Source organism: Ensifer sp. 22521, assembly GCF_052044795.1.
GTDB lineage: Bacteria > Pseudomonadota > Alphaproteobacteria > Rhizobiales > Rhizobiaceae > Ensifer.
Genome location: NZ_JBQENM010000014.1, coordinates 121,157 through 148,156, shown reverse-complemented (window position 1 = coordinate 148,156; position 27,000 = coordinate 121,157). Strand labels below are relative to the sequence as shown.

The 27,000-nt window shown below is 63.1% G+C and carries 1 protein-coding gene; it reads right to left on the bottom strand.

The annotated features are described in order from the left end of the window. Positions 1-2 precede the first annotated feature (2 nt). On the bottom strand, positions 3-26,975 hold the full coding sequence (locus ACTJKE_RS22135) for an LEPR-XLL domain-containing protein (protein ID WP_440692392.1): 26,973 nt from the start codon (positions 26,973-26,975) through the stop codon (positions 3-5). Positions 26,976-27,000: the final 25 nt, after the last annotated feature.

The window sequence follows — 27,000 nt, the reverse complement described above, 5'->3', positions numbered from 1 at the left end:
CGCTAGCGCCCTCCAAAGAGACTGACCAGTCGAGAAAGCAGTCCCTTTCGGGCCTCCCACTCGATTATGCCGTTCAACACTTCTTGCTCACTCGCATCCGCATCATTCTCACCGGCGCCTGAAGTCTTGGCGGCATGATCTCCGACCTGTGTCCAGGCCGTTGGGTCGACAAACGTGCCGGTTGCCTCGTCGAAGATCCATGACTTCTCGTCGCTACTGCCGAAGCGCGCTATGCCATCGCCCCCGCCCGTTGCCGGTTGCCACGCGGCCGCCAGAGCGCCTCTGGCGCTTCCGGCCCAGCCGGATGCCGCGGCTGTCTCGTTCGCCTCGCTAACCCCTGGGATATGGAGATCCGAGGCGCTGATGCCGGCAAGTTTCATCAGCCGTCGCTCAGTCGGGGTTACGAACAGACCGAGCTCCTCATCGAATACCTGGGCGTCGTTTCGCGTTTCGGACTGGGTTGCCGGCAGCGGCAACCGGCGCTCGCCGACCTCAAGCGTTTCGGCCATTACGCCGCCGACAGCATCGTCGGCAGAGTGGACCAATCCGGCCTCGTGACCCATTTCATGGAGCAGGACCGAGAGCAGATCGAAGCGTCCCGCGGCTGGGCCGCCACCGATCGCCTGCCACTTACCGTCGACAAGGCTGTACTCCTCGTAATCCTGCGGCGTGAGATCGACGAACCAGCCCCGTCCCGCGGCGTTGCGGTCGATCCTGATTGCGCCGAACACGGCCTCGGCCAGTCGGTCGCCCTCGAGATCGACGATCTGCAGGTCGATCGTGCCGAGGCGCGCCAAGGTTGATGCATCGAGCAGTCCCGATTTCGCCCAGAGGGCGACGGCATCGTCGAGCACGGAGAGTGCCTGTCCTCTCGTGATCTCGCCACCGGCGACGGTCGTGCCGCCGGTCGCCGCCAGCAGATTGGTCGACGTGTTGAAGGCGGGATCGTTGGTACGGATCAGGAAGCGATCGAACGAGCTTGATCCGACACGTGACATCGTGCCGAAGCCGCCATCGACCAGTGCAGCATTGAAGCCATAGGTGCCGACGAGGCCGCCGTTCACCTGAATGCTGACCGCCGCCCCCTTGAAGATCACCTTCAAAGTATAGTCGACGCCGACATCAAGGACGCGACTGAAGGACTGATCGATCTTATAGCCGCCCTTGGCACTGACGTGGCCGACAAGGACCTTGTCGTTGACGGCATCGAGGGCGACGAACTTGTAGTCGTTCGGACCATAGCTGTCGAAGACGATACCGCCCGTGCCTGCCGTCAGTAGCTTGGCCTCGAGTTCGAGGTAGGAGTCCGCCCGGAGCTTGGTGCCAAGGTTGAACGTGCTGATGGAAGCGCCGGCGGCGCCGACGAAGCGACCACCTGCGACCGTCCAGCCCGTGGCCGCCGTACCGCTCATCGGGAACCGGCTGGTTGCGTCGAAGTTGTCGGTATAGTCAAGCGACAGGTTTGGCGGCAGGATCTGAACCGAGAAGTTGTCCACCTTCGACTTGGAGCCATCGTTGCCGGCGCCGACCAGGCCGCGGTTGAGGCCCACGGGCACGCCTTCCTCGATCCTCGGTGCGAAGGTGTAGCCGAACCAGTTCACACCCGCGACCGTTACCGTGACGTTCGTGCCGTTGACGGCAACGAGCACGTCATAGGCTATGCCAGCCTTCAACTGGACGGGCTTGTTCGACTGGGCGACCTGGTGCCAGCCGCTGGCATCGCGGTAGCCCATTTCGATCTTGTCATTCGAGATGTTGATACCAGCCCATTTGAAGTCGGTCGGCGAGTGGTAGTCGAAGATGACATAAGAGTTGGCCTTCCAGCCCGCCAAAGGCTTCTGGGCGGTGATCTTGGCCGAGATCTCGAAATAGATCGGCAGGTACTGGTCGGCATAGAAGACCGCCGCCGCCTGCCCCCATGATGTCTCGGACTCGACGGTCATCATGCCGCTCGAGACTGCGAACTTGCCCTGGTCGGCGGCGAACACGTCGAGCGTGCCGTCGTTGAAGTCGGCCGTGCGCAGAACGTCGCGTCGTCCACCGGGGATATTGCCCGGTTGCGGATCGGTCGGACCGCCGGTCTGATCCTGCCAGATGCCGTGATCCTTCTGCGTCACGAGTCCGATTTCGCCTTCGACTCCGCCCTGGAACTGCGACACATGGCTGTACTGGTCACTGCCATTGACGCTTCCGGTATCGGCCGTGCGGGTGATGTCGACACCATCGCTGAAGGCTTGCGCATAGAGGAAGTCGAAGAGCTGCGGCGGCACCTGACGGCTGACCGTCGCGATGCCGAACGGAGCGAACGGCACGAGATAGCTGTTGAACTCGCCGACCCAATCGATCAGGCGGTCGCCGCCGGTGTTGCCGATCAGGATGTCGAGCCCGGCGCCGCCGAAGACACGATCCTCGTAGACCGGATGCGTTTCCGGCTGGTCGTTCATCCAGCCATTGGTGCTAAGCACATCGTCGGCATTCATGAGGTCATTGCCCCAGCCGCCATAGATGTGATCGCGTCCTGTGCCGCCGACGATCCAGTCGTTGCCGAGGTCGCCGAAGATGGCGTCACTGCCGTCCGTATTGCGGTCGGCGAAGGCGATCGGTGTGCCGTTGGGCGAGAACGCGATCGCGCCGTTGACCAACGGTCCTTCGTTGTCGACCAGGTTGAGGAAATACTGGAATTGTGTTGGCGCAGCACCCGACTTCCAGACGGTTCCGTCAGCATTGAACAGAATCGTCCGGCGCGGATCGTATTCGTCATAGAGGAAGAATTCGCCGAGCTTACTCTGAACCGGCTTCGGTGCGTTCCACGGATCGGTATCGGCACCAAAGCGCAGGATGTCTCCCGGGTTCCAGGGCCGTGTGAAATCGGTGCGCACCAGCCCGACCACGACGCCGTTTTCGAAGCGCTGGGTGTAGCTGAGCGGCAGGGCTTCGCCGCCGCCGACGGCATCGTCACCGGCGCCGCCATGGATGAAGTCGTCACCGAGACCGCCGAAGATGATGTCGTCGACGACATTGGCGTCGAACAGCGGATCATCTGCGCCCTGTGCGTTCGGCTTCAGGTTATAGGGCGTGAGGTCGACGGATTTCTTCAGCTGGCCGCCGATATTGATCGTCTCGGTCTGCACCTGCCCGGGCGTGTAGATGAATTCGTTGAGCACGTCGCCCTGGCTGGTGCGGGGATCCGGGTCGGTAGCAAGGAGGGCTAGGACGCCGTAAAGCGGCTCGGCATAGGTGGCGCTGTTGCGGCTCGTGAAGATCCGTCCGTCGTCGCCGAGGATGCCGTCCTGGCCGGTACCGCCAGAGATCCAGTCATTGCCCCAACCGCCGATTAGATCGTCATTCTCGGCATCGCCGAACATGCGGTCGTGGCCACCGCCGCCATAGGCGATGTCGTCGCCGGTTTCGCCGTGGAATTCGTCATGACCGCCGATGTCATTCTTCGCCCACAGACCGAATTCGTTGCGATAGGCCGCGTCGTTCGGGTTCGTCTTCGAGAACAGGTCAGGACGGAAATCCGGGCCGCCCGGTGTGTAGTCGAGAAGGTGCACGCCGCGGACGACGATGCGTTCGGCGCCGGTGCGGGCCGGATCGTTCACATCGTAATTGTACCGGACGTAGAGCTGTTGGTTTGCCAGCCCGTTCGGGTTGATATCGACGCCATTGATCCCGACAATACGGACGATATTGCCGTTGTCGCCGACCATGGTGTCGGCATCGCGGGCATAACGCGCAGCCGCAAGGGTGCCGTCGCCCGGAAGGTCGAGGTCGTTCCGGTCGATTTCGGCGCCGGTACCGCCGAAGATGTAGTCGTCGCCGTCAGGCCGTGCATTTGCATCGGTCAGGCTGAAGAACGAGGACGAGCCGCCGACCAGGTCGTCCTGGCCGAGGCCGCCGAACAATTGGTCATCGCCACCACCGCCTTCGATGTAGTCCTGGCCATCGCTCGCAGCAGCAAAGGATGCGATCACCGTCAACGGGCCAATCGGATCGGCAACACCGCCCGACGTCCGGGAGGCGCCGACATGCGACGTGCCGGCGAAGGCAAGTTCGATACCGCCGTCGCCCTGGATGACGTCATTACCCAGTTGGCCGAAGATTTCGTCATGACCTTCGCTGCCGGCAATGTAGTCGTTGCCGAAACTGCCAACGCCGGCAGCTCCCTGGTCGAAGGCGAATGTGTGAAGGGTCGCATAGTCGACCGCATACTCGCTCCACCACGGCGCGCCGTCCGGGTCGCGGTAACGGCGTGCGATACCGTCGACCAAGAGGAGACCGCTGTTGTCGCCAGTGACGGTGCCGAAGCCAGACGGGATCGGCCTGTCGGTGCGGCTGTAGAGCAGCGCGCCGGCCAAGGTCTGGAAGCGCTTGCTGAATGTGTCGTCCAGCAAGTTGCCGTCGGCGCCTCCCTGGCGGGTGAGGTAGACGTTGTCGCCGAAGATGCGATCGTCCTGCTGATCGCCGTCCAGCATGTCATGGCCGGCACCGCCGACGATCACGTCGCGGTCAAGCCCGCCGAACACGATATCGTCGGCGCCGTTCTGCAGCTCGGCCGACTTGATCGCCGTCACGAGCACGAGCTCGGTCGTCTGGATTCGCTGTTTGAGACCGGACGGCAGGTTCGGATCGTCCACGAACATCTCGATGATGCCATGGTCGGCGAAGATGATGTCGTCGAAGTCGCCGAGTACGCCGGCCGCAGCGACGGCACTCGGGCCGTAGCCGAGATGGGACGCTCCATCACCGAAGATCAGGTCACGGCCTGCCTGCATGAGATCGCGGACCGACGACTTCACCGGCTTGATCGTGGTGCCGTTGGTGTCGGTGTTCGGGTTGGCGGAAGGCAGCGGGCTGTTGTCGACCGTGTCGATGAAGAGCTGGCGGGTGAAGATGTTCACGTTCACGCCGCTGTCGCCATAGATATGATCGACGCCGCGGTTGCCGATGATCAGATCGTCGCCGGAACCACCGGCCAGATGATCGCCGGCCTGGCTGCCATAGATCGTGTCGTTGCCCGCGCCGCCATAGATCGTCAGGCCGACGCTGGGCAGACTCCCCCCTGCAACGCCCGCAAACAGTGCGCTGGCGTCGATGACGTCGTTGCCGGCGAGCTTGTAGGGGTTGGCGAGCGGGAAGACCCACTCATCGTCTTCGTTCTCGCCATCCTGCAGTTGCGGGAAGGGATCGAACGGCTTTTCACCGAATTCCATGCCGAGCACGTTGTGCGGCTGGCCGGAATACCAGATGCCATCCTGGCTGGTGTCGCCATAGATGACGAGCGGCGAGTTCGGACCGGCGCCGCCATTGACCTTGATGTAGTCGCCGCCGACGCGCTTGCCGCCATCGAGTGTGGTGTCATAGCCGAACACGGTCAGTTGGACGCCCGTTGCCGGTGTCAACGCCACGTTCTGCAACGTCATCACCGCGGCAGTCAGCGCCTGGATCGTGAACAGTCCGGCATAGCCGCTGACATAGACCTTCTGGCCGACATAGAAGCCGTCTGCTTGCCAGCTCCCGGCGCTGCGCGTCAGGCTGTTGGTGGCAACGTTCATCGTGCCGGAAGCCGTGATCGTGCGTGCTTCGGCGACATGCAGAGAGCGTTCGGCGTAGCTGTTGAACGCATCGGCCGGCAGCGAGACGCCGGCGCCCTGCCCGATGTGGGTGTTCGGCGCGCTCAATACCAGGGCGCTGAGATCGCCCCAGGTCAGGGCCGAGTTCGGCGGCGGCGGAAGGGTCGCGTCGACGATGGCAAGGATCGTCCGGGTGTAGGTCTCGCCCTCAAGCTGGATGACTTGGCCGACCTGGTACCGGTCTTCGGACCAGTCGCGCCCATCGAGGCGGGTCACGACGATCGAGCCACCGCCGGCACTGGCAATGTTCATCTTGCCGGCGCTTTCGAGGTACATGTTGCCGCCGCCGTGGACGAGCGTCAGGCCGCCATGCGCACCCTGCACATAGAAGCTCTTGACCGCATCGTTCTGTGTGGCGAGCAATGCGCCTTCTAGCTTCAGCGAGAGGCCGTCATCGGAGATCTCGATGATGCGGAAGTCGCGCTTGCCGTTTTCATCGACCATGGTGATGAGGTGACCGGCAAGATAACCCTCGTCCGCCCACTTGATGCCGTCCTGACGGGTGACGATGCCACCGGTATAGGTCGGATCGATACTGACATCGGTGACCACCGTTTGCAGGATCGCGTTGGTGACCGGGTTGATGCGGTTGATGGTCCGGGGCGCGTCGCTGACGAGCGCGAGCTGACCGCCGGTGACGCGCATCGTCGAGCCGACAATCGAGACGATCTGGTATTCACCCTTCGCGAAGTCCTCGTCGATAGTGATGAAATCGCCGACCGCAAAGCCGGTCCATGAGCCTCCATCGGTACGCACGATGATCCCGCCGGCAATCGTCTGGGCGACGTCGACGGACTTGTTGACGGTGATCACGTCCTTGTCGATCGCGGTGATGGTTAGTGCGCCGCTGGCAACGCCAGCGAGCGATGGGCCGCTGAGAACCAGGATCGAATTGTCGTTCGGGTCGGCGCCTTCTTCCGGATGCAGCGGATCGATGAGGGCGTCGTTGATCGCGACCACGGTCCAGGTGCCCACCTGCCCCGCAATCTTCACGGTCTGGCCGACGAGGAAGCCCACGGACTTCCAATCGAAGCCCGCGCGCTCGATCGTGCCGCCGTTGCTGCCGTTCGGCGTCACCGTGAAATTATTGGTGACCTGAACGGAGGGCGCCGGATCGAGCGTGCCCTGGATGACGAGACCATCATTGCCCTCGCCGAGCATCAGATTGACGACCTCGATGGTGCTTTGCGTCGCATTGGTGCCGAACTGGCCGTCAGAACCGACGCTGATCTTGCCGAAGCTGATGCCGCCCGGGAAGAAGCCCGATTCGCCGAAGGTCGGGTCGCCGGTGACACCGAGGCCGAGGCTCAGATCATCGGCCATGTTGAAGCCGGTCAGCGTCGTCTGCGTCATGATGCCGTCGACATCTTCCTTGCTGGTGTCGTTGAAGATGTTGAGGACATCGATCTGTTGCGATTCCGGCGGCTGGGCGCCGATGGCGATCAGGAAGTCGTCCGCTTCACCCGGCAGTTTCAGGCCGTTTTCCAGTGAACGGTCAGCGCCCGTCGGGCCGCCTTCAACAGCCAGCGGTCCGCGCAGCTTCGAGAGATAATGTCCCGAAGCCGGGAAGACCTTCACGCCTTCGCGCGTGACGGGGATGTCGTAGTTGTCGTCCGCCTGCAGGACGACCGTCTGCTGGATATAGTAGTTCCCCGGATTGAACGTCGCGACCGCCGCGGTGCGCAGCACCTTGACGCCCGCAAGCGTGCTGCCGACCGGCAGCAGTCCAGCGTTCTCCGAGGTGATCTGGATCGTGGCATCCTTGGTGTCGTTCTCGCCGCGAATGATCGCGATCTTGAAGTTGCCGATAACGTTGTCGGCGGCGTCGAAGACACGGATCCACTGGCCTTCCAGGAAGCCATGGGCGAGCCAGCCGTCCGCATCGTCGGCAAGGCCGGCGATCGTCATCCGATAGGTGGGCGTGCCGTCCTCGATGACCGTATGGAACTGGATATTGCCCGTAAAGGCGCCATCGCTGGCGAGGTCCGAGAGGATGACATCGGCAAGCTGGCCGCCGGTACCGAACGTCCGGTCGACCTTGATGAACTTGCCGTCGACCGTGTCGATCGCGGTGATGTAATAATCACCGCTGTTGCCGCCGGCGTTGCCGACGCGGATCTGCTGGCCGACGAAGAAGCCTTCATCGACGAAGCTGCCGAGATCGGCGCCCGTGCCGCGGGTAATCTTGCCGTTGAAGCCGTCATTGCTGAAGACAAGGTTGCCGTCGAAAATCTGCGTCGGCCGGAGCCCGCCGATCACCGTATAGCCCGAGCCGGGTGTGACGGCGACGCCGTTGACGCTGACGGCATCCGCCAGTCCATCGGTGACGATCGCGACCTGTACGGTGGTGCTGGGCGCCTTCGTCAGCCGGATCGTGTAGTCGTCCGTGTCGCTGCCATCGGCATTGAGCAGCGTCGTGCCGCCGCTTTCGAGCACGACGGCGCCGGCCGTGTCGTTGTCAATGACTTCGATGTCGACATAGCCGGGGCCGGAGCGCAGATTCGGGAAGACATAGTCGTGGTCGGCGTCAGTCGTCAGAACGTCGTCGCGCTGGAAGTAAATGACCGCCGTATGCGGATCTTCGCGCGGGATATCGTCACGCGCCTGAACGCCGATGCGAACCGGGTCATCCCAGTTGGTATGGTCGAAGGTTAGGCGCCAGTAGCCGTCGGCATGTTTGTACATGCGGTCGCCGACCGAGTTGAAGATGTTCGTCGGATCGTCGACATCGAAGATCTGGATATCCTCGTCGCTCGCCTCGTTGAGGAAGAGCTTGACGACGATGATGTCACCCACTTCCGGCGCCGTCGAAAGCTGAACGAGGATCTCGTCCGTCAACTGGGTCGTCGGGCTGCCTTCGATGACCAGCGACCGGCCGTCTTCGATGTTCGTGCCAGGCGCCACCTCGGTGACATAGATCCCGGGTGTGTCGTTGTCCCTGAGCAGCACTTCAACATTGCGGACGTCAGCCGCGTCAAAGGGGTCGCCGTCGGGATATTCGGCATCGATGTCCATGACATTGGTGTCGACGCCGCTCAGATCGGAAATCACGCTGTGCTGGATGACGACCACGCGGTCGCCTTCTGCCCGCGGGTCGTCCGGCGCATAGACGTAGACCATCTGCGGATTCATCCAGTTGCCGCTGTCGAACCGCAGCACGACCGCGCGATCCTTGATGATCTGCGGTACGCCGTTGACCATGACAACATGCTGGAAGTCGCTGTCGGTGACGGTTCCGCCGGGGTTGACGGTGGACAGCCAGACCGTATCGCCAAGGCCGTTCGGCAAGGGCGCTGGGTTCAACAGTGTGCCGTCTTCCTCTTCCTGCGGCGAGCGTGCCGCAGACACGGTGACATAGACCACCTGGCCGGCGAGCGGAGCGATTGCCAGCTTCACCGTGTAGCTGTCCACATTGACCGGGCCGCCTTCGCGCACGGCAGTAAAGCCGCCGGTTTCGTCGATGCGGATGATGCCCTCTTCTCCGGAAGCGACGTTGTAGTCGAAACCGTCGACCAGCACACCGTCGTAGAGCGCGTCACCGGACGTGACGAGATGATCGACAGCACCGGAGGCCCCTTCGAGCTCGCGGGTCACGATGTCTTCGGTCACGTCGCCGGTGACGTTGATCGTATCGGATCCCAGGCCGCCAATGACGCGATAGGCAACGCCGAAAGCGGTCGACTGGACAAAGAATTCGTCGTCACCTTCGAGACCATCGACTTCGACCACTTCGATCGTGGTGTAGCGCACATTAAGGCCGGCGCCGAAAATGCCACGTTCGGTGATCGCAAAGTCGTCGGCGAACTCCGTGCCGAGGATGACGAGCTTGTCGAAGCCCGTGCCGCCGTCGACGGAAACCGGAGCATTGACGTTGTACTGGACCTCGTCCTCACCACCACCGGCGCGGATGTCGGGCGCCCGCGCAACAGAGAAGCCGAGCCCGATGATCGGCATGGCAACGCCCTGGTCGTCGCGAACGATCACGTCGTCGGTGTAGTCGTCGGGCGTGGAATCGGCGTCGGCGAAGTTGATGACGCCATCGCCATTGGTGTCGAGCGTGACAGCCGGCAGGTCGTCCTGGTCGATCATGCCGTCGCCATTCCAATCCTGGTTGGCAACAGCGGCGATCGCAAAGGCGCGCACGATGAACAGGTCGTTGTTGTCGTCGCCTTCGAGCCTCAGTTCAGCCTGGTTCGAATAGACACGGAACTCGTCGTTGCCGGTTCCGCCCTGCGCGACCAGCGGCGCACTGATGCCGGGGCTCAGCCAGCCGCGAGTCGTAGCAACCATGTCCGGGAAGACGTCCTGGGCGAGCAGGCCGCCGCCGAAGAACGGCGTGACGCCATTTTCCGGATCGTCGGTGCGCTTGTTGCCGAAGATCTGCCCGATCTGGAAGGCGTCGTCCCCCGCTCCGCCCTGAAGCGACACGATCGCCGTCGTATCGTCGGAATAGAAGTTGTCGTTACCGCCGAGGCCTTCGACGGTGACGCGACCATTGAGGGCCGTGTCGTAGTTGATGCGTGCGCTCTCGTTCGACGGTTCGTTGTCTTCGATCGTGTCCGCATAGGTGGTCGGCTGGCCATAGACCATCGCGACATAGGCCGGGCGATCAGCCGTTTCATGCGGCAGATAGTTCGCGCCGCGCAGCAGGAAGATGTCGTCGATCGGCTTGTTGCCGTCGCCGTCCTTGCCGTTGAATGCCGAGTTGTAGCCATAGACGTTCAGAGCATCGACGCCGTCGTTGGAGCGCCCGCTGTCGAGCACGTTGATGACGTAGTTGCGGTTGAAGTCCGTACCGGCATTACCGAGGCCCGGATTGTTCGAGCCGAGCGTGTAGACCTCGTAGAGGTCGCTGCCGGAGACACCGTCGAGCGTCAGCGTATGTTCGGCTGCCGTCGTCATGTTTGGTGATGTCTGCGTCGCTGTATCCTGCAGGTAGTAGACCGTGAAGCGATCTTCGCCGTCGGCGTTGGTCGGGTCGAGGTTCTGGCTGCCATAGGCCCGCGTCTTCGAGCCGAGGAAGATATAGCCGGGGCTGCCCTGGCTGTTGGTGCCGCCGGCGCCCGAGGGATCGCCGAACTGGATGGTATCGACATCGGTATTGCCGAAGATCCAGGTCAGATTCGTCGGGTGCGGTGCCGTCGTCTTCGGCGCGGCTGTCCCGACCGGCGTCCCGTTGGTCTTGTTGCCGGGGGTCACCGCGGCGTTGGCGATGATGCGCCCGCGCAGCAGCATGACCGAACCGAAGCCGATATCGGCATTGGCAAGCAGGGTGATGGCCTCGTCGAAGGCGGTGACGTCGCCGTAGATGTCGATCCGCTTGGCGGCCAGGATCTCGCTGTTGGAGTCGAGTGTGACGTTGTCGCCGACGCGCAACTGCACATTGCCCTTCTCGGCGAAGATCTGGCCATGCGGGATGAGACGCTCGGCATCAGACTGGAAGGTCGGGAAGGTGAGGCCGTCCTCGGAGAAGCGCGCGCTGCCGCTGTGCAGCAGGTCGAGGTTCTCGCCCTGGACCGCCGTCTCGCGCACGGTGATGCGAATGTCGCCGTCATAGGTATGGGCGAGCACGAGCCTGAGGTTGCCGGCGCTCTCGCCGGGATTAACGGGTGCTTCCGCCAGATAGATGTTGTTGTCGGCTTCCAGCGCGACGTCGTCGTTCGACGAGCCGCGTGAGGAATCGATCTCCAGATCATTGTTGAAGGCGCCGATGGAGCCGCCGCCATTGGCGTCGAGATCGATGCTCTGGCCAAGCAGGTCGGCGAAATCATCGCCGGCGCCGTTGTTGCGCGCATCGAGGATCGAGCCCGAGACGGTGCGCAGCGAGATGTCACGCGTCGTATGGACCGTGTGGACGAGCAGATCGCCGACAACTTCATCGAGGAAGATGCCGAGCGTGCTGTCTGCGGTCGTATCGAATGCCCTGAGGACACCGAGGCCACCAAGGCCGTTGCGGATGTCGACGTTGATCTCGAGGAAATCGGTCGGCAGGCCGATACCGCCAAGCGGTGAATTGATGTCGAGCAGCGTCGGGTTGAGAACCTGCGCAGCGACCTGTGCATGGTTCGGGTTAAAGAGACCGACACCGGCGGCCATGGTGATGTTGCGGCCGGCGACATCGGCTTCGACATCGCCTTCCGTCAGGCCGCGCGCATCGAGAATGCGTCGCGGCGAATAGAGCAGAACGTCCGACGCGGTCGACTTGATCCGCTCGACGCGCATGTCGCCGGTCTTTTCGCTCAAGGCGATATAGCCGTTGGTCACCACATCGATATCGCCGTTTCCGGTGATTTCGGTGATTCCGAGGACATTGATCGTCGTTGCGCCGGGATCGGGATTTGCTGCAGCGACGATGATATCGCCACCGCTGGTGACCGCTCCGGCCTGGAGGCCGGGCAGAGACCGATTGCCGGTAGCCGGATCGATGCCACGGAAGTCGTAGGTGGAAGCGATCGGCATGTTGCCGGTTCCGAAAACGCCGCGGCTCAGCTCTTCAGGAAGGCCGCTGTCCGGCCGGAAGAAATTGTAATGGGTGATCCCGGCTGCCTGGCTCGGCGCCTTGACGAGCACGCCGCCCGAGGCGCCTGCGCCGCTCTGCTCGAGGCTCGCCTGTAGCAGCACATTGGCGCTATCGCCGGCGCTTATCCGGTCGATTTCGACAATGTAGTAGCCGCCGCCGAGGTCTTCGCGCAACAGGGCCTTGAGGTCGAGGTTGATGTTCTGGACGGCATCGACGGTAAATGTCTCCGCCGCAATCAGGCTGTGCTGGTTGGTGAGCGGCCCGCTCGGCGAAAGATTGATCGCGACACCGGCGAGGGAATTCGCCAGCGTGCTTGCCAGCCTGACGCTCAGGCCGTCGGAGGAAGCGATGACATAGTAGTAGCCGCCATCGACGAGCCCACCGATCGCTGTGCTGACCGCGTCATAGCGCACGAGTTGGCCGGTATAGAAGCGGTTTTCGTGCCCGAGGAAGATCTGCTCCGTCAAGCCGCTGACACGGCCGGTATCGAAGGTGACAAGCTGCGGCAGGCCGGCGCTGTCGACGATGTCGATGTTGACGCGGTTCCCTGTCGTGCCGACGTTTTCGTCCGCCCGGATATTGAGGATGTGCGTGCGGATCAGGGATTCCCGGCCGTCGCTGCCGAGCACACCGCGATCGTTGGTCGCGAAAACCGATCCGTCGGTATTGACGATCGAGGTGGTCCCGATCGGGTTTTCGATGGTGCCGTTGATATAGATATCCGACCGGCCGCCCGTGTCGGTGATCTCAATCAGCGTCGGCGCCACCTCGCGCTCGATGTTGAACGTCAGGGTCACTGTCTTCGACGGGTTCAACCAGGCAAGCGGCTGCTCGTCGGTGACGACATCGATGTTGTTGATGACGATGTCCTTGTCGGACTCGTTGCGGATCGTAACGCGCTGCAGCGTGTCGCGGAACGTCCAAGTGCCGCCGGAACCGACCATCGTGTCGGAATCGAAGACGACGTCGCCCGGGCCGGGATTGACGATGTCGTTGACGACGATGTCGGCGCTCTGGATCGTATTGCCCTCTCCTTCGCTGCTGCCACCACCGCTGGCGCTATCGTTGACGGTCACCTCGACCGCGACGTCGATCTGGCCGTCAGCACCGATGACGAGCTGTTTGACAACCAGTTCTGGCGAGCGGCCGGAGAGAATGAGGACATCCGAATTGAAGTCGATCTGTTGCGGCCGCTCGTCGGGGCTGCTGCCATCGGAGCCGCCGGCGGCAAGCGAACGCTTGCTGTGGTCGGCGTCATCCGTCTGCGAGATCGAGCCGTTGACGGTGGAAGCATAGAGCGCCAGGTGTTCGCTCGATGCCGCGGGCTCCTGCGGGTAATCCGGATGGCCGAGAACACCATCCGCATTGTCGCGCGGGCCGGCCGTGATCAGAGCGCCGGCGGCGCCGAATATCTTCGACGCCACGTCGGTGTCGTTGTGCGCATCGGAATCGACGAAGCCGAAAAGGCCTGTGGCACGGGCATAGGACTTGGCATGCGTCTTGACGTTGTCGTAGCGGGTGACGAGGTCGACGCCCTCCCAGCCGGTCAGTTCGGCGTCGGCATTGATGTGCACTTCCGCCTTCGGCCGGGCCGTTATGGTGCTTTCGGCCTGGCCTTCGCCATAGAAGCCGGCGCCGCGGCCGTCGCTGCCGGCGAAGACGTCGAAGCGCCCGACTTTCGCGCTGGCAACGGCCCGCTTGGCGCTCAGAACAGCCCGGTCGCCGAGCGTTGCGATCGTGTCGGCCTGATCCGGATCGGGGTTCGGATCCGCAACACCGATATAGACATGCGTGACGGCGTCGCCATCTCCGCCGAAGCCGACGCCTGAACCGGTCGACTTGGCGGAAACGCCGGCTTCGGAATAGGCGGTTAGCCGTGCCAGTTCGCCGGCGACGACGATCGCGTCGGCGCCGATCGTCGCGGCACTGTTGTACTCGATCCAGACTACGGTCGTCGGCGAAGCCAAGCCAACGGCACCGCCGGCGCTCGCATGCGACGAGGCTCCGGTATTGGCATTGGTGCTGGATGCAACGGTGACGTTCTTGCCGGCGACGATGCGCGTGCCGTCCCCAACCGAGGCAACACTGTTGATGTCCTGGTAGCTGTTGGCATCCGCGTCGCCGACGGCGACGAAGCCGCCGGTGCCGTTGACCGCGTGCGCCGTCGTATTGGTGGTGGCCGATGTGGTGATCGAGACATCGCCGCTCGTCGTTACAAGCGTCGCCGATATCGTGGCGGTCACGTTCGGATTGCTGGTGATATTGGCGTCATTGCCGTTGACGCCAACAAAGCCGCCGCCGGAACCCTTTGAATAGGCCGAGGATACGCCGTCGCCTGACTGCGGCGCGATTTCGCTGAGCGAGACCTCGCCTGGGCCGAACAGGAACTGGCCGCCAGCTACCGACGTCACTGCATCGTTGATGTCGATCCGAAGCTGTTGCTCGCTCGTGCTGTCGCTCGATATGTCGACGGCCAGCGCGCCAATGCGATGGTTGGCGTAGGGGCCGGAAAGCCCGGTCGGCGTCAACGTCATCTGCGTGCCGCCGGAAGGCGCGTCCCACAGTTCGAAGGTATCGTCGCCGGGCCCGCTGACGCCACGGACATAATAGGTCTTGCCGTCTTCGAGCCCGCCGATTGGCAGATTCTTGGCGTTGATCAGCGAATGGATGTCGTCGGCAGTCTTCGCCTTGTTGGGCGTGAGCGTGATGATCGACTGATCGAAGGTCTTGGTGAGCGTCGTTTCAGTAACACTGTTGACGACCGACAGGATCAGCGTGCTGCCGCTGACGCCGGTAACGGTGTAGGTACCGCTGTTGGCACCGGCGCCGCTGATGAACAGAGTACCAGTTCCAAAACCGAAATCGGCCCAGTTCTCGCCATCGGTACGGATGATCCGGTCGCCGGCCCCATTGCGGACGAACTGAACCTGTTCGGTGACCACGTCATTGCGTTTCAGTTGGATCGTCGTCGAATTGACGACGTGGACACGGTAGGTCTGGCCATCAGACAGCCCCCCGATCGGCGTTCCGGGCGCTCCCGTTTCCGTTTCGACGTTGTAGACGACGTGCTCGCCCTCGCTGAACCCATGGTTCAGCGCGTTGCCGTTGTCGTCAAAGAAGCGAATGTTGTTCTGCGTGCCGTCGTCAATCGGTGAGCCATCGGGATTGAGTGCCGTCGGATGGACATCGACCTGCCGGCTGACGAAGGTCTTGGCGTCGGGCGCGTCATAGGTGACGGCCATGCCATTGGTGAACCCATGACCGGAGATCGTGATCTGATTGCCGGCGATGTCGTCGGGCTGGAAGTTCTTGAAGTAGTTTTGCGGGTTGACCGCCTTGTCATGCGTATTGACCAGTTTGATATGGGACTCGTCGATAACCAATACGTAGTAGAGATTGCCTTCTGTCAGGCCGAAGCTGTTAACCGTTTCGTCGGGCCCGGCATAGTAACGCACGGCATCGCCGCTGATGAAGTTATGCGCACCCTGGAAAGTAATAATCTCGGTTTCGGAATCGATGCTTGCGGCATTGAAAGTCGAGCCGAAGTATAGCTTGTTCGGGTCGACATTGCCGCCATCGATGACGTTGATGACGTTGTACTGACGGTTGACCGCCGGATCCTGCGGATCAGGCCAGTTAAGACCGGGGATCACCGCGCCACCGCTGCCGGCATCGTATTCGACGGTATCGCCGGTCACGAGACCATGGTTGTTGACGGTGATGGTGTTGGCGACACCATCGGCGTCGACGACTGCATAGTCGGGCTGCGTGCCCGGAATGGGCGCTGCAATCGCCTCGACCGAAACCGTGCCGGTCGCATTGATGACGCTGCCAGTGCCAATGGTGCTGGAGACGGTCGGGCTGACATTGGTCGTGGCATCGGAATCGCCGGCGCCGAAAACGCCGCCGATCGTCACGCCGACGACCTTCGAATCCCCTTCCGTGTTAGCGAGTGCCTTGAGCCGGATATGGCGTGCGGACTGAACGGACGTGTTGTTGCCGATGGTCGCCGCAACGGAGGACGGGCTTGCGGTTGCCGTGGCGCTGTTGAGCGTCAGCGCCCCGAGGACGCCGCCGCCTGTCGCTTCCGCAACGGCGAGCGCGCCGTTGATCGCAAGCGCGTCGACCCCGATGTCGCGAACCGAAACGATATTGGCATTCATCGCTGCGTTCGACTGGCCGTTAGCGGTCGCTTCGGCATCGGTTGCACCGACAGCGGCCGCACCGAAGGAATTCGCCTCGGTGTTGGCGACGGCGTAGTTGCGCAGGCGCGACTTGATATCGATGTCGTTAGTAATGGTCAGGCTGCCGCCCGCGCCGATCGTAGCGTTGACGATGGCGTTGGCCTTGGCGGTGGGCACGGCGCCCTGGCCGCTGAACAGGCCGCCACCCGAGGCTTCGGCAAAGGCCTTGGCGCCACGATCCGTCGCCGTTTCGCCGGCGAAATTGTGGGAGGCGAGCATGACGATGCCGCCGGCTGTAATAGTCGAATTGCCACCGATCAGCGCACTTGTCGTCGGTACGACATTCACCGTCACGAAGCTCGTGCCGACCGCGCCGATACCGATGGTGAGCGCGAAAACATCGCCCTTGGCATTGTGGCTCGAAAGCGCTTCCAGCGTCACGGTGCCGGTGGCATCGATGTTTGCGCCGCCAAGGATCGATGCTTCGATGTTGGTCTCGACATCGATCAGCGCAAAATTGAACGAGAGGCCGAGCGCACCGCCGGCGAGCGCAAAGGTCTCCGCCTTGGCGTCGACGGTCGAGTCCGCATGCACAGTGATCGCACCGACCGTGTCGGTCTGGCCGATCTGGCTGCCAGCCCCGATGCTCGCCAGAGATTCGATCGTGTTGTCGTCGGTATCGCCAATATTGAGGTCGACATAGGAGGCGCCGGCCGCCAATAGGCCTGCCTGTATGCCCGTCGTCGTGACGTCGAAATCCTGCGTGTTCGATGCGGTAACCGACAGCAGGTTTGCGCCATCCACCACGGTTCCATCGAGCAGGCGCGCCTGTACGCGGCTGGTATCGTTGATAACGATGACCGAGGCGCCGAGGCCAACAAACCCGCCCTGGAAGGCGACGGTGGTTACATCAATCTCTTCGTCGAGTTCAGCTTCGACCTTGATCTGGTTGCCGGCTTTGAGATTGCCGCCGGCCTTTGCTTTGACCTGCTCGGACACATTGAGAACCGTAACAGCTGCGCCGGCGCCGACCAGACCGACGGCGGCGTTGCCGATCAGCAGATCGACCTTCATGTTCTGGCGCGATACGACCAGGATATCGTGGCCGGCTTCCACCTCCGCACCGGCTTCGATGGTCGCAGTGGTGCCATGCTCCTCACTCGTTGGAGCCAGGGCAGCATTCAGGTCGGCGGCAGAGAAGAACGATGGGTCGCTCAACCGGTTCGATGCGCCCTGCATATTGTCCCGGACGCGGGAATCGGCTGTACGCGCATTTCCGTCGCCGCTGAAGCCGGTCATCTGACCGGTCAGTTCGCCGACGCCGCCGTCGGTCTTCTCGCCAGCATCAGAAGCGGCGGTGTCGCCACCGCCCGTGGTAGCATTGTCGGACGTGCCTTCTTTCTCGTTGGTATAACCGTCCTTGAAGTCCTGGCCGATCGACCAGACGGACACCGACGCACCGAGGCCGACGACGCCGCCAACGCCGCTGAAGGCAAAGCCCTTGAGGACCTGGATCGAGTCCGCGCTGACGGCGACATCGTTGCGCGCCAGGATGTCGGCATTCGCGCCGATCGAGGCGGTCGTATCGTTCTTGATGCTGCCGAAATCGATGCCGCCGCCAATGCCGACGAAACCGACGGCTGCCGACCCGGCAAAGGACGTGATACGAACATCATTGGCTGCGTTGACGTAGACACCCTGTGCCAGGCCGACATTGGCCGGGTGGAGCTTGTAGTTGGCAAAGCCCTGGTTGATCGCGGCACCATCGCCGATCGCGGCCAAAGTGTCGGAATCGATGATTGTCACACTGACCGCGCCGGCAATGCCGACATAAAGCCCGCCCGCGCCGGCAACGGCTATGTGGGTGACGACTTCGGACGATTGCGCCTGGACGATGACACCATGGGCCTCACCCGAAAGCGTCGAGAAGCCGGTCGGGTCGCCACCGCTCGTGGCGATGTTGCCGTTGAGCACATTCGCGATGCCCGCGCCGTTGGCGCGCGCATCGATCGAGGCATTCTCGCCAATCGTCGCTTCAGTGTCCTTGGTGACGTTGACGACGCCAACGGAGCCAGCGGCACCACCGCCGGCGAGACCGATGGCGACCGCACCGGAAACGATGGTGAACTGCGAGTCGTCCTTGGCCATGACGGCAACGTCGCCCCCGGCCTCGACGGTCGAATCCCCAATGCGCGCAAAGGTGTCCGCATCGATCGAGACGACCGAGACGCCGCCGGCAAGGCTGACGGCACCGCTGAGCGCCAGACCGGCGGAGACGACGAGAACCTTCTCCTTCGCCGTCGCAATGACCGCGACGTCATTGTTCGCATCGACCAGACTGTCATCGCCGATGATCGCCGTCGTTTTCGTCGTTACCACCGACACGTCGACGGCCGGAGCGGCAGCAGCAGATCCGCCGACGGCGGCACCTGCGCCAACGCCCAGATGGCTGAAGTCGCTCGCCGCCGCGACCAGAACCGATTGTCCAGCATTGCCGCTGCCGCTCATGTCCTGATTGATGCGGGCACCTTCCCCGATCAGCGCGGTCGTCGTCGTGTTGAGTACGTTGACCGCCGCACCGACGGCGACACCGACGGACCCGCCGCCGCCGACGCTGATGGCCGCCGTTTCGATATCGTCCTTCGTGCTTGCCGAAACCGCCACCCCGCGGAAGCCGCCATCAACGGCGGCCGTCGCCGTCCGCTGCTGGGTCAAGCCCGGATCGGTTGGGGTACCGTCATCGCTCTCATCCTGGTCGAGGTCATTGAACTGGCCGAGGCCCCCGCCCCCTTGCTTGACCGGCACCCCCGCTTCGAGACTGTCCTTGCTGACCTGGCCGTCGGTCTGCGGGTCATAGCCATCGCCCATGCTTTGCGATCCGGCAAAGCTGATGTCGAACCGGCCAGTGCGTGCAGCCACGCTGTGCTGGCCCTCGCCGGTCACGCGCGCGTCTTCACCGATGAACGATTCCGTCGTCTTGGTGACGACGGCCACACCGGCTGCGACACCGACGCCGGCGCTGCCGCCGACGGCAACGCCGCCGACGATCAGATCGAGCTCCGTTTCATCAACCGCCTGCACCAGCACGCTGCCAAGGGCGCGAACGTCGGTCAGGCCCGCATTGCCAATGCCGTCGATCGGATCGTCGCCGATGAAGGCGCGAGTCTTCACGTCGAAGATGAACACATCCGCCGAGACCGTGATTGCGGCTGAGGAGGCCCCGCCGGCTGCGACCGAGAAGGAGCCGACGTCCTCGTTGCTGGTCGCTTCGACCTTGATGTTGCCATCGGCATCCATATCCATGCCGGAATCGATCGATGCCTGCGTGGTCTTGATCAATGTCGCGATATTCACGCCGGCGCCAACTGCGGCGCTGCCGCCGGACGCAGCAAGCGATCCCGCAACCGTCAGGAGATCCGTCTCGCCATAGGCGTAGACGGCAACACCCGGATCGTTTGCACCGGACTGGGCCGTGACCGCCGTATTCGAGCCGATGCGCGCGATCGTCGTTTCCGTCAGCACCGTGACAGCGACAGAACCAGCCACGGCGGCGCTGCTGGTCGATACACCACCGGCGGCGGCGATCGTGGTCACGTCCTCGGTCGAAATGGCCGAGACGTCGAGGCCTGCCGGGCCGCCGGTTTCAACGTCGGCGTGGCCGCGGATCTCGGCTTTCACATCGTCGATGTGAACGAAGACCGTGCCGCCGATGCCGATGCCGGCCCCCTGCCCGAAGGCGATGCCGCCGGCGAGCGCAAAGATCTTGGCGTCACCGGTTGCCTTGACGGAGACATTTCCGCCGGCATGAAGCTCGGATTTGTTGAGTGCTGTTCCCGTCTCGAGATAGGCTTCGGTCGAGGTGTCGAGCACGACGACACCGACGGACGCGGCGACGCCAGAGCCGCTGAGGCTTAAGCCGAAGGTGGCGGCAATCGAGGTGATGGTGTCGAACGAATCGGCATTGACGAGGATATTGCCGGCAATGGCACCTAGATCCGCAGTTCCGCCGACCCAGGCGCTGGTATTGCGGATGATGACATTCACGTCGAGGCCGATGCCGACACCGGCATTGCTGCCGCCGGACAGTCCGATGCCGCCAGCACCACTGACCATGGTCAAGATATCGGTCGCTTCGACGGTCACCCCGCCAATGCCGTCGAAATCGGAGCCGTCATTGATGAAGGCATGCGTCTCCATGAAGACGACGTTGACGCTTGAGGAACCGCCCACCGCCGTTCCGTTGCTTGCCGCAACGCCGGCAGCAAAGCTGGTCACCGCCAGATTGCCGATGACAGGAATGCTCTCCGTAATCGGCAGCAGTTCGGCATGGGCCGTGACACCAATCGCGCCGCTCGCCTCGGCATCGACGCCGGTCCCGACGTCGGCCTTGGTGTTGAGATCGTTGACGATATTGATGGAAACCGCGACGCCGACACCGGTGCCGCCATTGAGGCTCAGCGCCGCGCCGCCGGCGATGCTCTGCATCTCGTTGACGCTGACCGCATTGATAGCGATCCCGCCGGCGTTGGCGTCGAGATCGGCGTTGTTGCCGATGATGGCACTCGAATTGACGTCGAGATAGTTGATCGCGACGGAGCCGCCGACGGCGGTGTTCTTCGAGACGGCGCCTGCCAGTGCCCGCGCCTGGAAGGTATTCCTTTCGCCATCGGCCGTGATTGCCCGCACCTTGATCGAACCGGCGGTAAGATCGGCGCCGGAATTGACCTGCGCGGTATTGTCGAGCAAGGCGATATTGAGGCCGACAGCGGCGGCAACGCCGGTATTGGCGCTCGTGTTGGTCGCCGTCGCCGTGCCGAGCGCACGCGCATCGGTGGTCATGGTCGCAGCGATTTCCATCGCGCCCGAAGACCCGATCACGACATTGCTTGCGATCGTCGCGGTGTTGTCGGCGTCGAGGAAGTTGACGGCGATCGTTGCGGCGACGCTGGTCCCGCCCTGTGTCGACTTACCCGTCTCATTCGTGCTATTGCTATCGGCGGTGCCGAGACTGCTGCTGCCAGATTGGGTCGGCGCCTTCGAGCCGCCACTCTGGTTCTGCGCCATGTTCGTCTGGTTGCTGCTCTCCTGGTCGGAATTCGCCTTCGAGGTATCATTTCCCTTAGCGCTCGCCTTGGACTCTGCCTTCGTGTCGAAAGTCGACGTGGCGGTGACACTGACATTGTTTGGGCCGGAGAAGTTCCTGCCGACAAAGGCATCGTTGGTCACTTCGGCGATATTCAAAGCGAGCGAAACGCCGACGCCGACATTGCTGCCGGCCGCTTCGCCGTCGCCGAGCGTGTGGATCGTGCTGGCATGGCTCGCCTGCGCGGCGAGATTTCCGGTCAGCGTGATCGCACCGCCAGCACCCGAGCCGATATGTGCATCCGTGTCATTATCCACGTAGGCGACTGCAATTGCGCCACCGACGGCAGTGTTGCCGGCTGCGCCCGCCTTTGCCGTGGTGGTGACCGTATCGTTCGAGGTGGCAAATGCCTGGAAGTTGTCGGTGTTGCCGCTGATCGTTTCGCCGTTTTCGATCCCGGCGAAGGTCGTGTTGAGCGAAATACCAAGCGCTATCGATGCGCCGACACCAGTGCTTCCTGAGCCGCTGCCGGCACCATGCGCCGTCGCTTCCGTCGTCGATTTGGTCGTGTTGGTTGCCTGCAGGCTGACATTGCCGCCAGTGAGCGTCACGGACGTCGTGCCGCCACCGCCGTGGTCGAGCCCAATCGTGCCGAGCGTATTGGTGGTTGCAACGCTCAACGCAAACGAGCCCGCCACGCCGGTTTCGCCGCCGCTCGCACCTGACGTGGATTTCGCACCGAAATTGTGCTCGGCATTGCCGCCGACCGTCTTCATCGTCGCCGATGCGGTGAGGCCGTCGGCCGTGATGTGCGCGCCGGCGCCGACCGAAGCTTCGTTGCGCATGGTCGCAACGTTGATGGCAACGGCGACTCCGACGCCGGTGCCACTGCTCGTGGTCGTCGCCTTGCCGTCGCCCGTGGCACTGGCATTCATGTTGTTGGAGGACTGGAGCTGAAGCGCTCCGGTGTCCCCACCTTGCCCGGCAATGATCGTGACGCCATCACCGATCGAGGCGACGGCAAGCGACGAGGAGACGTTGAGGGCGAGCGCTGCGGCGACGCTTACCTGGCCCCCGCCGGTACCGCCCTGGCTCGTTGCGGACTTGTCACCCGTGTTCGTCTTGCCCGATTTCTCGTTGGCGAGTTGCTTTTGTTTGTTCTTCTGGTCGTCAGCGGTCGTGTTGCCGCTGTCGCTTTCCTTATCCTTGTCCGCACCCGCGGCACTGGCTGTAGCCTCGGCCTTGCTCGCGCCATCGCCATGGGCTGAGAAGCTGACATTGCCATCCGCGGTGATGTTGCGGGCGGTGCTCGCCGTCGCGCTGTCATCGACGAACGCAAGCGCAATAGCGGCGCCGACGGCCGTATTCCCGGCGATTGCGTCGCCGAGTGCGGAAGTCGCGCTGTCGCCATGGTGGGTCGCGGTCGCGGCGAAGGCGCCGTCAAGGTCGATAAGGCCGCCGGTGCCGAGCTTTGCCTCCGTCACATTGTCGGCAACAGTGATCGCGATGGCGCCGCCAACACCGGTACCATCTTCGGCTGTCGCGCCGGATTCCGCCGTCGTGGTGGTCTTGTGGCTACCGGTGGCGTTGAGCGTCAGGTCGTCGAGGCCGGTGAGGACCACGGAATTTTCGACCTTGGCCGATGCCGTGTTGTCGGCTGCGTTGATGGCGAAGGAGGCTCCGACGCCGGTGCTGGCACTCTCGGCATCCGCCTCGGCGACCGCGCTGCTTTCCGAAATATTGGAGACCGTCAGCGAAGCGTCGTCGCTGCTGAGCGTGACGCTGGCGGAAGGCCGGATCGCCGATTCTGCTGTGGCATCCGACACGTTGAGCGCAAACGATCCGGCAACGCCGGTGTCGCCACCGCTGGCGCCGGAGGTCGAATGCGCTTCGAAGACGTTCTTCTGGTCGCCGCCGACATTCTTCATGGTGGCAGACAGGATGACGCCGCCGTCGGCGTTGACAACCGCACCGTTGCCGATGATCGCCCTGTTGCTCATGTCCGCGACGTTGATCGCCACGGCGGCGCCGACCGCCGTGCCCGAGGTTTCGCTTTCGAGCGTCGCGCTGCCATCGGCGATGGCCGAGGCATCCATGTTGTTTTTCGCCTGCAGGCTAACACCGCCGGTTCCGGCGCCGTCGCCAGCCGTAACGGTGCGGCCAATGGCGATGCTGGCCAGCGCTTCGCTGTCGGAGACGTTGATCGCAAGCGCGGCCGCGACGCCGACATCGCCACCGCTGCCACCGCCGGTATTGGCGGTCTGGCTCGTGTTGTCTGCATCGCCGGATTTGCTGTTGGCGAAGTCTACCTGCTTCTGCTTCTGCTGATCGGCCTTGGTGTTGCCATCGGCGGATTCGTCGTTCTTGTCGGCGCCTTTGGCGCTGGCTTTCGCTTCCGCCTTGCTGGAGCCATCGCCGAGCGCCGACAGGCTGACCGAACCGTCGGCGCGCAGATTCCGGTTCGTGGTCGAAATCGCACGGTTGTCGACGAAGGCAAGCGCAATCGCGGCGCCGACCGCGGTCGAACCGATCGCCGTGCCGTCAGCCGTGGTCGTGCTCAGCCCATGATGTGTTGCCGTTGCCGAGAAATCACCGGTTATGTCGAGCTCGACATCGTCCGTCCCGAGCGAGGCGCGGGTGGTGTTGTCGATCACGTCGATCGCCACTGCGCCACCGATGCCGGTGCTGCCGCCGGTGCCGCCGGCTTCCGCCGTCGTCTCGGATTCATGGCTGCCGGTTGCCGAAAGCGTCACGTCGTCTGCGGCCGTGACCGTCGCACCGTTTTCGAGCTCCGCGATGGAATTGTTGTCGATGACGACAAGAGCCACCGAGCCACCGATGCCGGTCTCGCCGGCTTCACCGAGATCATCGCCATTGGGGGTGGCGGCCGTCTCGGCGTGAGTGGTCGACGAGGCCGTGAGGCTGAGGTCCGCGCCATTGAGATCGACCGTCGCACCGGCCTCGATCACGGCTTCGACGTCGGTCATGATGATGTTGATCGCGAGAGCCCCGGCGACATTGGTTTCGGCGCCGCCCGCACCGGCTTCCGCCGTCACGACAAAGCTGTCGCCGGCATTCAGCGTGGCATTGAGGTTGACGGCGCTCGCCGTCAGATCCGACGTTCCAGCGACATAGGCACGGGTGGTTACATCGGCGATGCCAAGCGCGACAGCCACGCCGACGCCGGTCCCGGCGCTGCCCGTAGCCGAGCCGTCGGCGGCTGCCGTGACGCTCTCCGTGGAGGTCGCCGTCAAGGCAAGTGTGCTTGCGGAAACGAGGGTGGAACTATCGAGATAGGCTTCCGTCGTTGTCCGGTAATCGGAAACCGTGACGGCACCTGCAAAGGTGATGTCGCCGCCGCTGGTCGCCGCCTTGTCCGAGGTATTGCTGTCCTGGTTCGGGTCGGCGAGCCGCTTTTCGGATTCGCTCGTGCCATCGCCCTGGTTCGAACCACCGGCGCTGGAGATCGCGGTGGTGCTGACATTGCTGGTCAAAGTCGCGCTGAAGGCGGCGGAATCGGGCAAGTTACCGCCATTGGCGTTGAGCGACGAGTTGCCCGCCATATAGGCGCGCGTCGTCGCGTTCACTTCCGAAACGGCAACGCTCGCGCCCTTGGAGCCCGAGCCGCCATCCGCGGTTGTCGTCAGTGCCAGCTGGGTGTCGGCGGTCAGCGAAACGGCGCCGGATACGTTGAGGGCGCTGCCGCCCAGCACTTCTGTGATGGAATCGCTGAGAACAACCGTCACGGAAACCGCAGCATCCTTGGTCGTGTCGTTCTCGCTTGCATCGCCTTCGTCTGCCGCGGTCAGCGAAATGCTGACCGAACTGCCGGCCGTCAGGCTCGCGGCCGTCAACGTGCTGTTGTCAAATCTGATCCTCGCCTCCGGCAGAACGGTAACGATGACACCTTCGAGCGGCCCTACCTCCGCGGTCGAAGCCGAAACGGTCGCATCCGCCGTCGCCGAGATCTGCACGGCGCCAGAGGCGGTGATGGTCGCGCCGCTGAGGTCGATGATCGCCTCGGGTGTCGCGAAATAGGCGCCGCCGGTGATTTTGCCGTCGTCTTCGGCGAGCGCCACAAGGGTGACCGTCGTCGCCGAAACACCACCTGAAACCGTGATCTTTTCGGCATGAACCGCCAGGGCGCCGAATGTGTTCGTCCCCTCGATGAAGACTTCGTCCTTGCCGTCATCGCCAGCCGTATCGGCAGCGTTCTCGCCAAAAACAGTAAAGCTTGCAGCCCCGAGATTGACACCGGTAACCGTTAGGACATCCTTCGACAGCAGCGGGATCCCGAGGTCGGCGCCAAGTTTGATTGTCAGGCTGTTGGTGGGCTTGGCGAAGGTAACCTTCTCGAAGGTCGGGATAAGCGACAGCGACTCGAGCGTCAGAGTGCCGTCACCGTTATCCTTCAGCCTTGCTTCGTCGTCGAAATCGCTGGTCGCGATAATACGATCGGCGACGACCGTATTGTCTGTGATCGGCTCCAGGCCATCGTAGCGCAGAACCTGACCATCGCGGGTGATCGTGCCGGACGCGGGACCGGTCGCAACGTAGGTGACGGAATGGAAGACGCCGCCATCGAGAACGAGACTGTCGAAGCCGCCGGCACCACCGTCCATGACGCCGGTCAGACCGCCGCCAGCTGAAACGAAGAAGGTGTCCTCGTTGTCGGCAGAACCCCTGAGATTCTCAACCTCGACGAAAGACACCCCTGAAACGTTGCCGGAATTCAATCCGGTTATGTTCCAGTCGGTATCTTCCGGCGGTCCGATCACTGCGTCACTGCCGGCCCCACCGCTCAGCAGGACCTTGCCCGAAACGGCGTTGTCGAATCCATTATGGACGAAGGTGTCGTCGCCGGCGCCGGTGTCGATCGTCAGCTTCAGATTAGGCGAAGCAAAGGTGTAGGACACCAGCGCGCCACCATTGATGCTGTCAAGCGTCGAGAACCCGTCTCCCGGCGTGCCGGCATCGCTGAGACGCAAAGTCTGCCCCTCGCCCGTCATGTCGGCAAAGATCCGCTCCTGCGCGGTTGTCGCATCGGTCACGGTCGAAACGCCACCGATACCGATCCGATGGCTAATCTCGCCGTCTACGGCGGTAAACACACCGGAGCCTGCACCATCGACCGCGAACTCGACGAGATCGAACACGCCGCCGGTCAGCGAGAGTCTGTCGTCGCCGGCGCCGCCTTGAAAATCGATATCGAGCGCCTGAAGGAAATCCGTGCCGAAATCGATTGTCAGCGTGTCGTTCGCAGCAGTACCGGTCACCCGGATATAGTCGATTTCCGCAGCATTCCGCTGTGCAACGAGGAGGCTCGACCTGTTGTCGTAAACCTGGACCGCCTGGATCAGGTTGTCATAGCGCAGGCTGTAGTCAGCGCCGCCATCACCGACCATGTCCACCGCAAAGGGCATGATATCGGCAGACAACAGATAACGGGGCTCAAGCGTCTCGAGCGCGAGCCCGGTTAGATGGCTGGTTTCCGAGCGCGGTGTGAAGCTTCGTGCCTTCCTGCCACCGAACCACCGGAAAAGGCGTTCGATCATCGCCGTTTCCTGGGGAGGTGGCCCA

Coding starts and splice junctions, on each gene's coding strand:
- ACTJKE_RS22135 (WP_440692392.1), bottom strand. CDS start 26,975: ATGATCGAACGCCTTTTCCGGTGGTTCGGTGGCAGGAAGGCACGAAGC.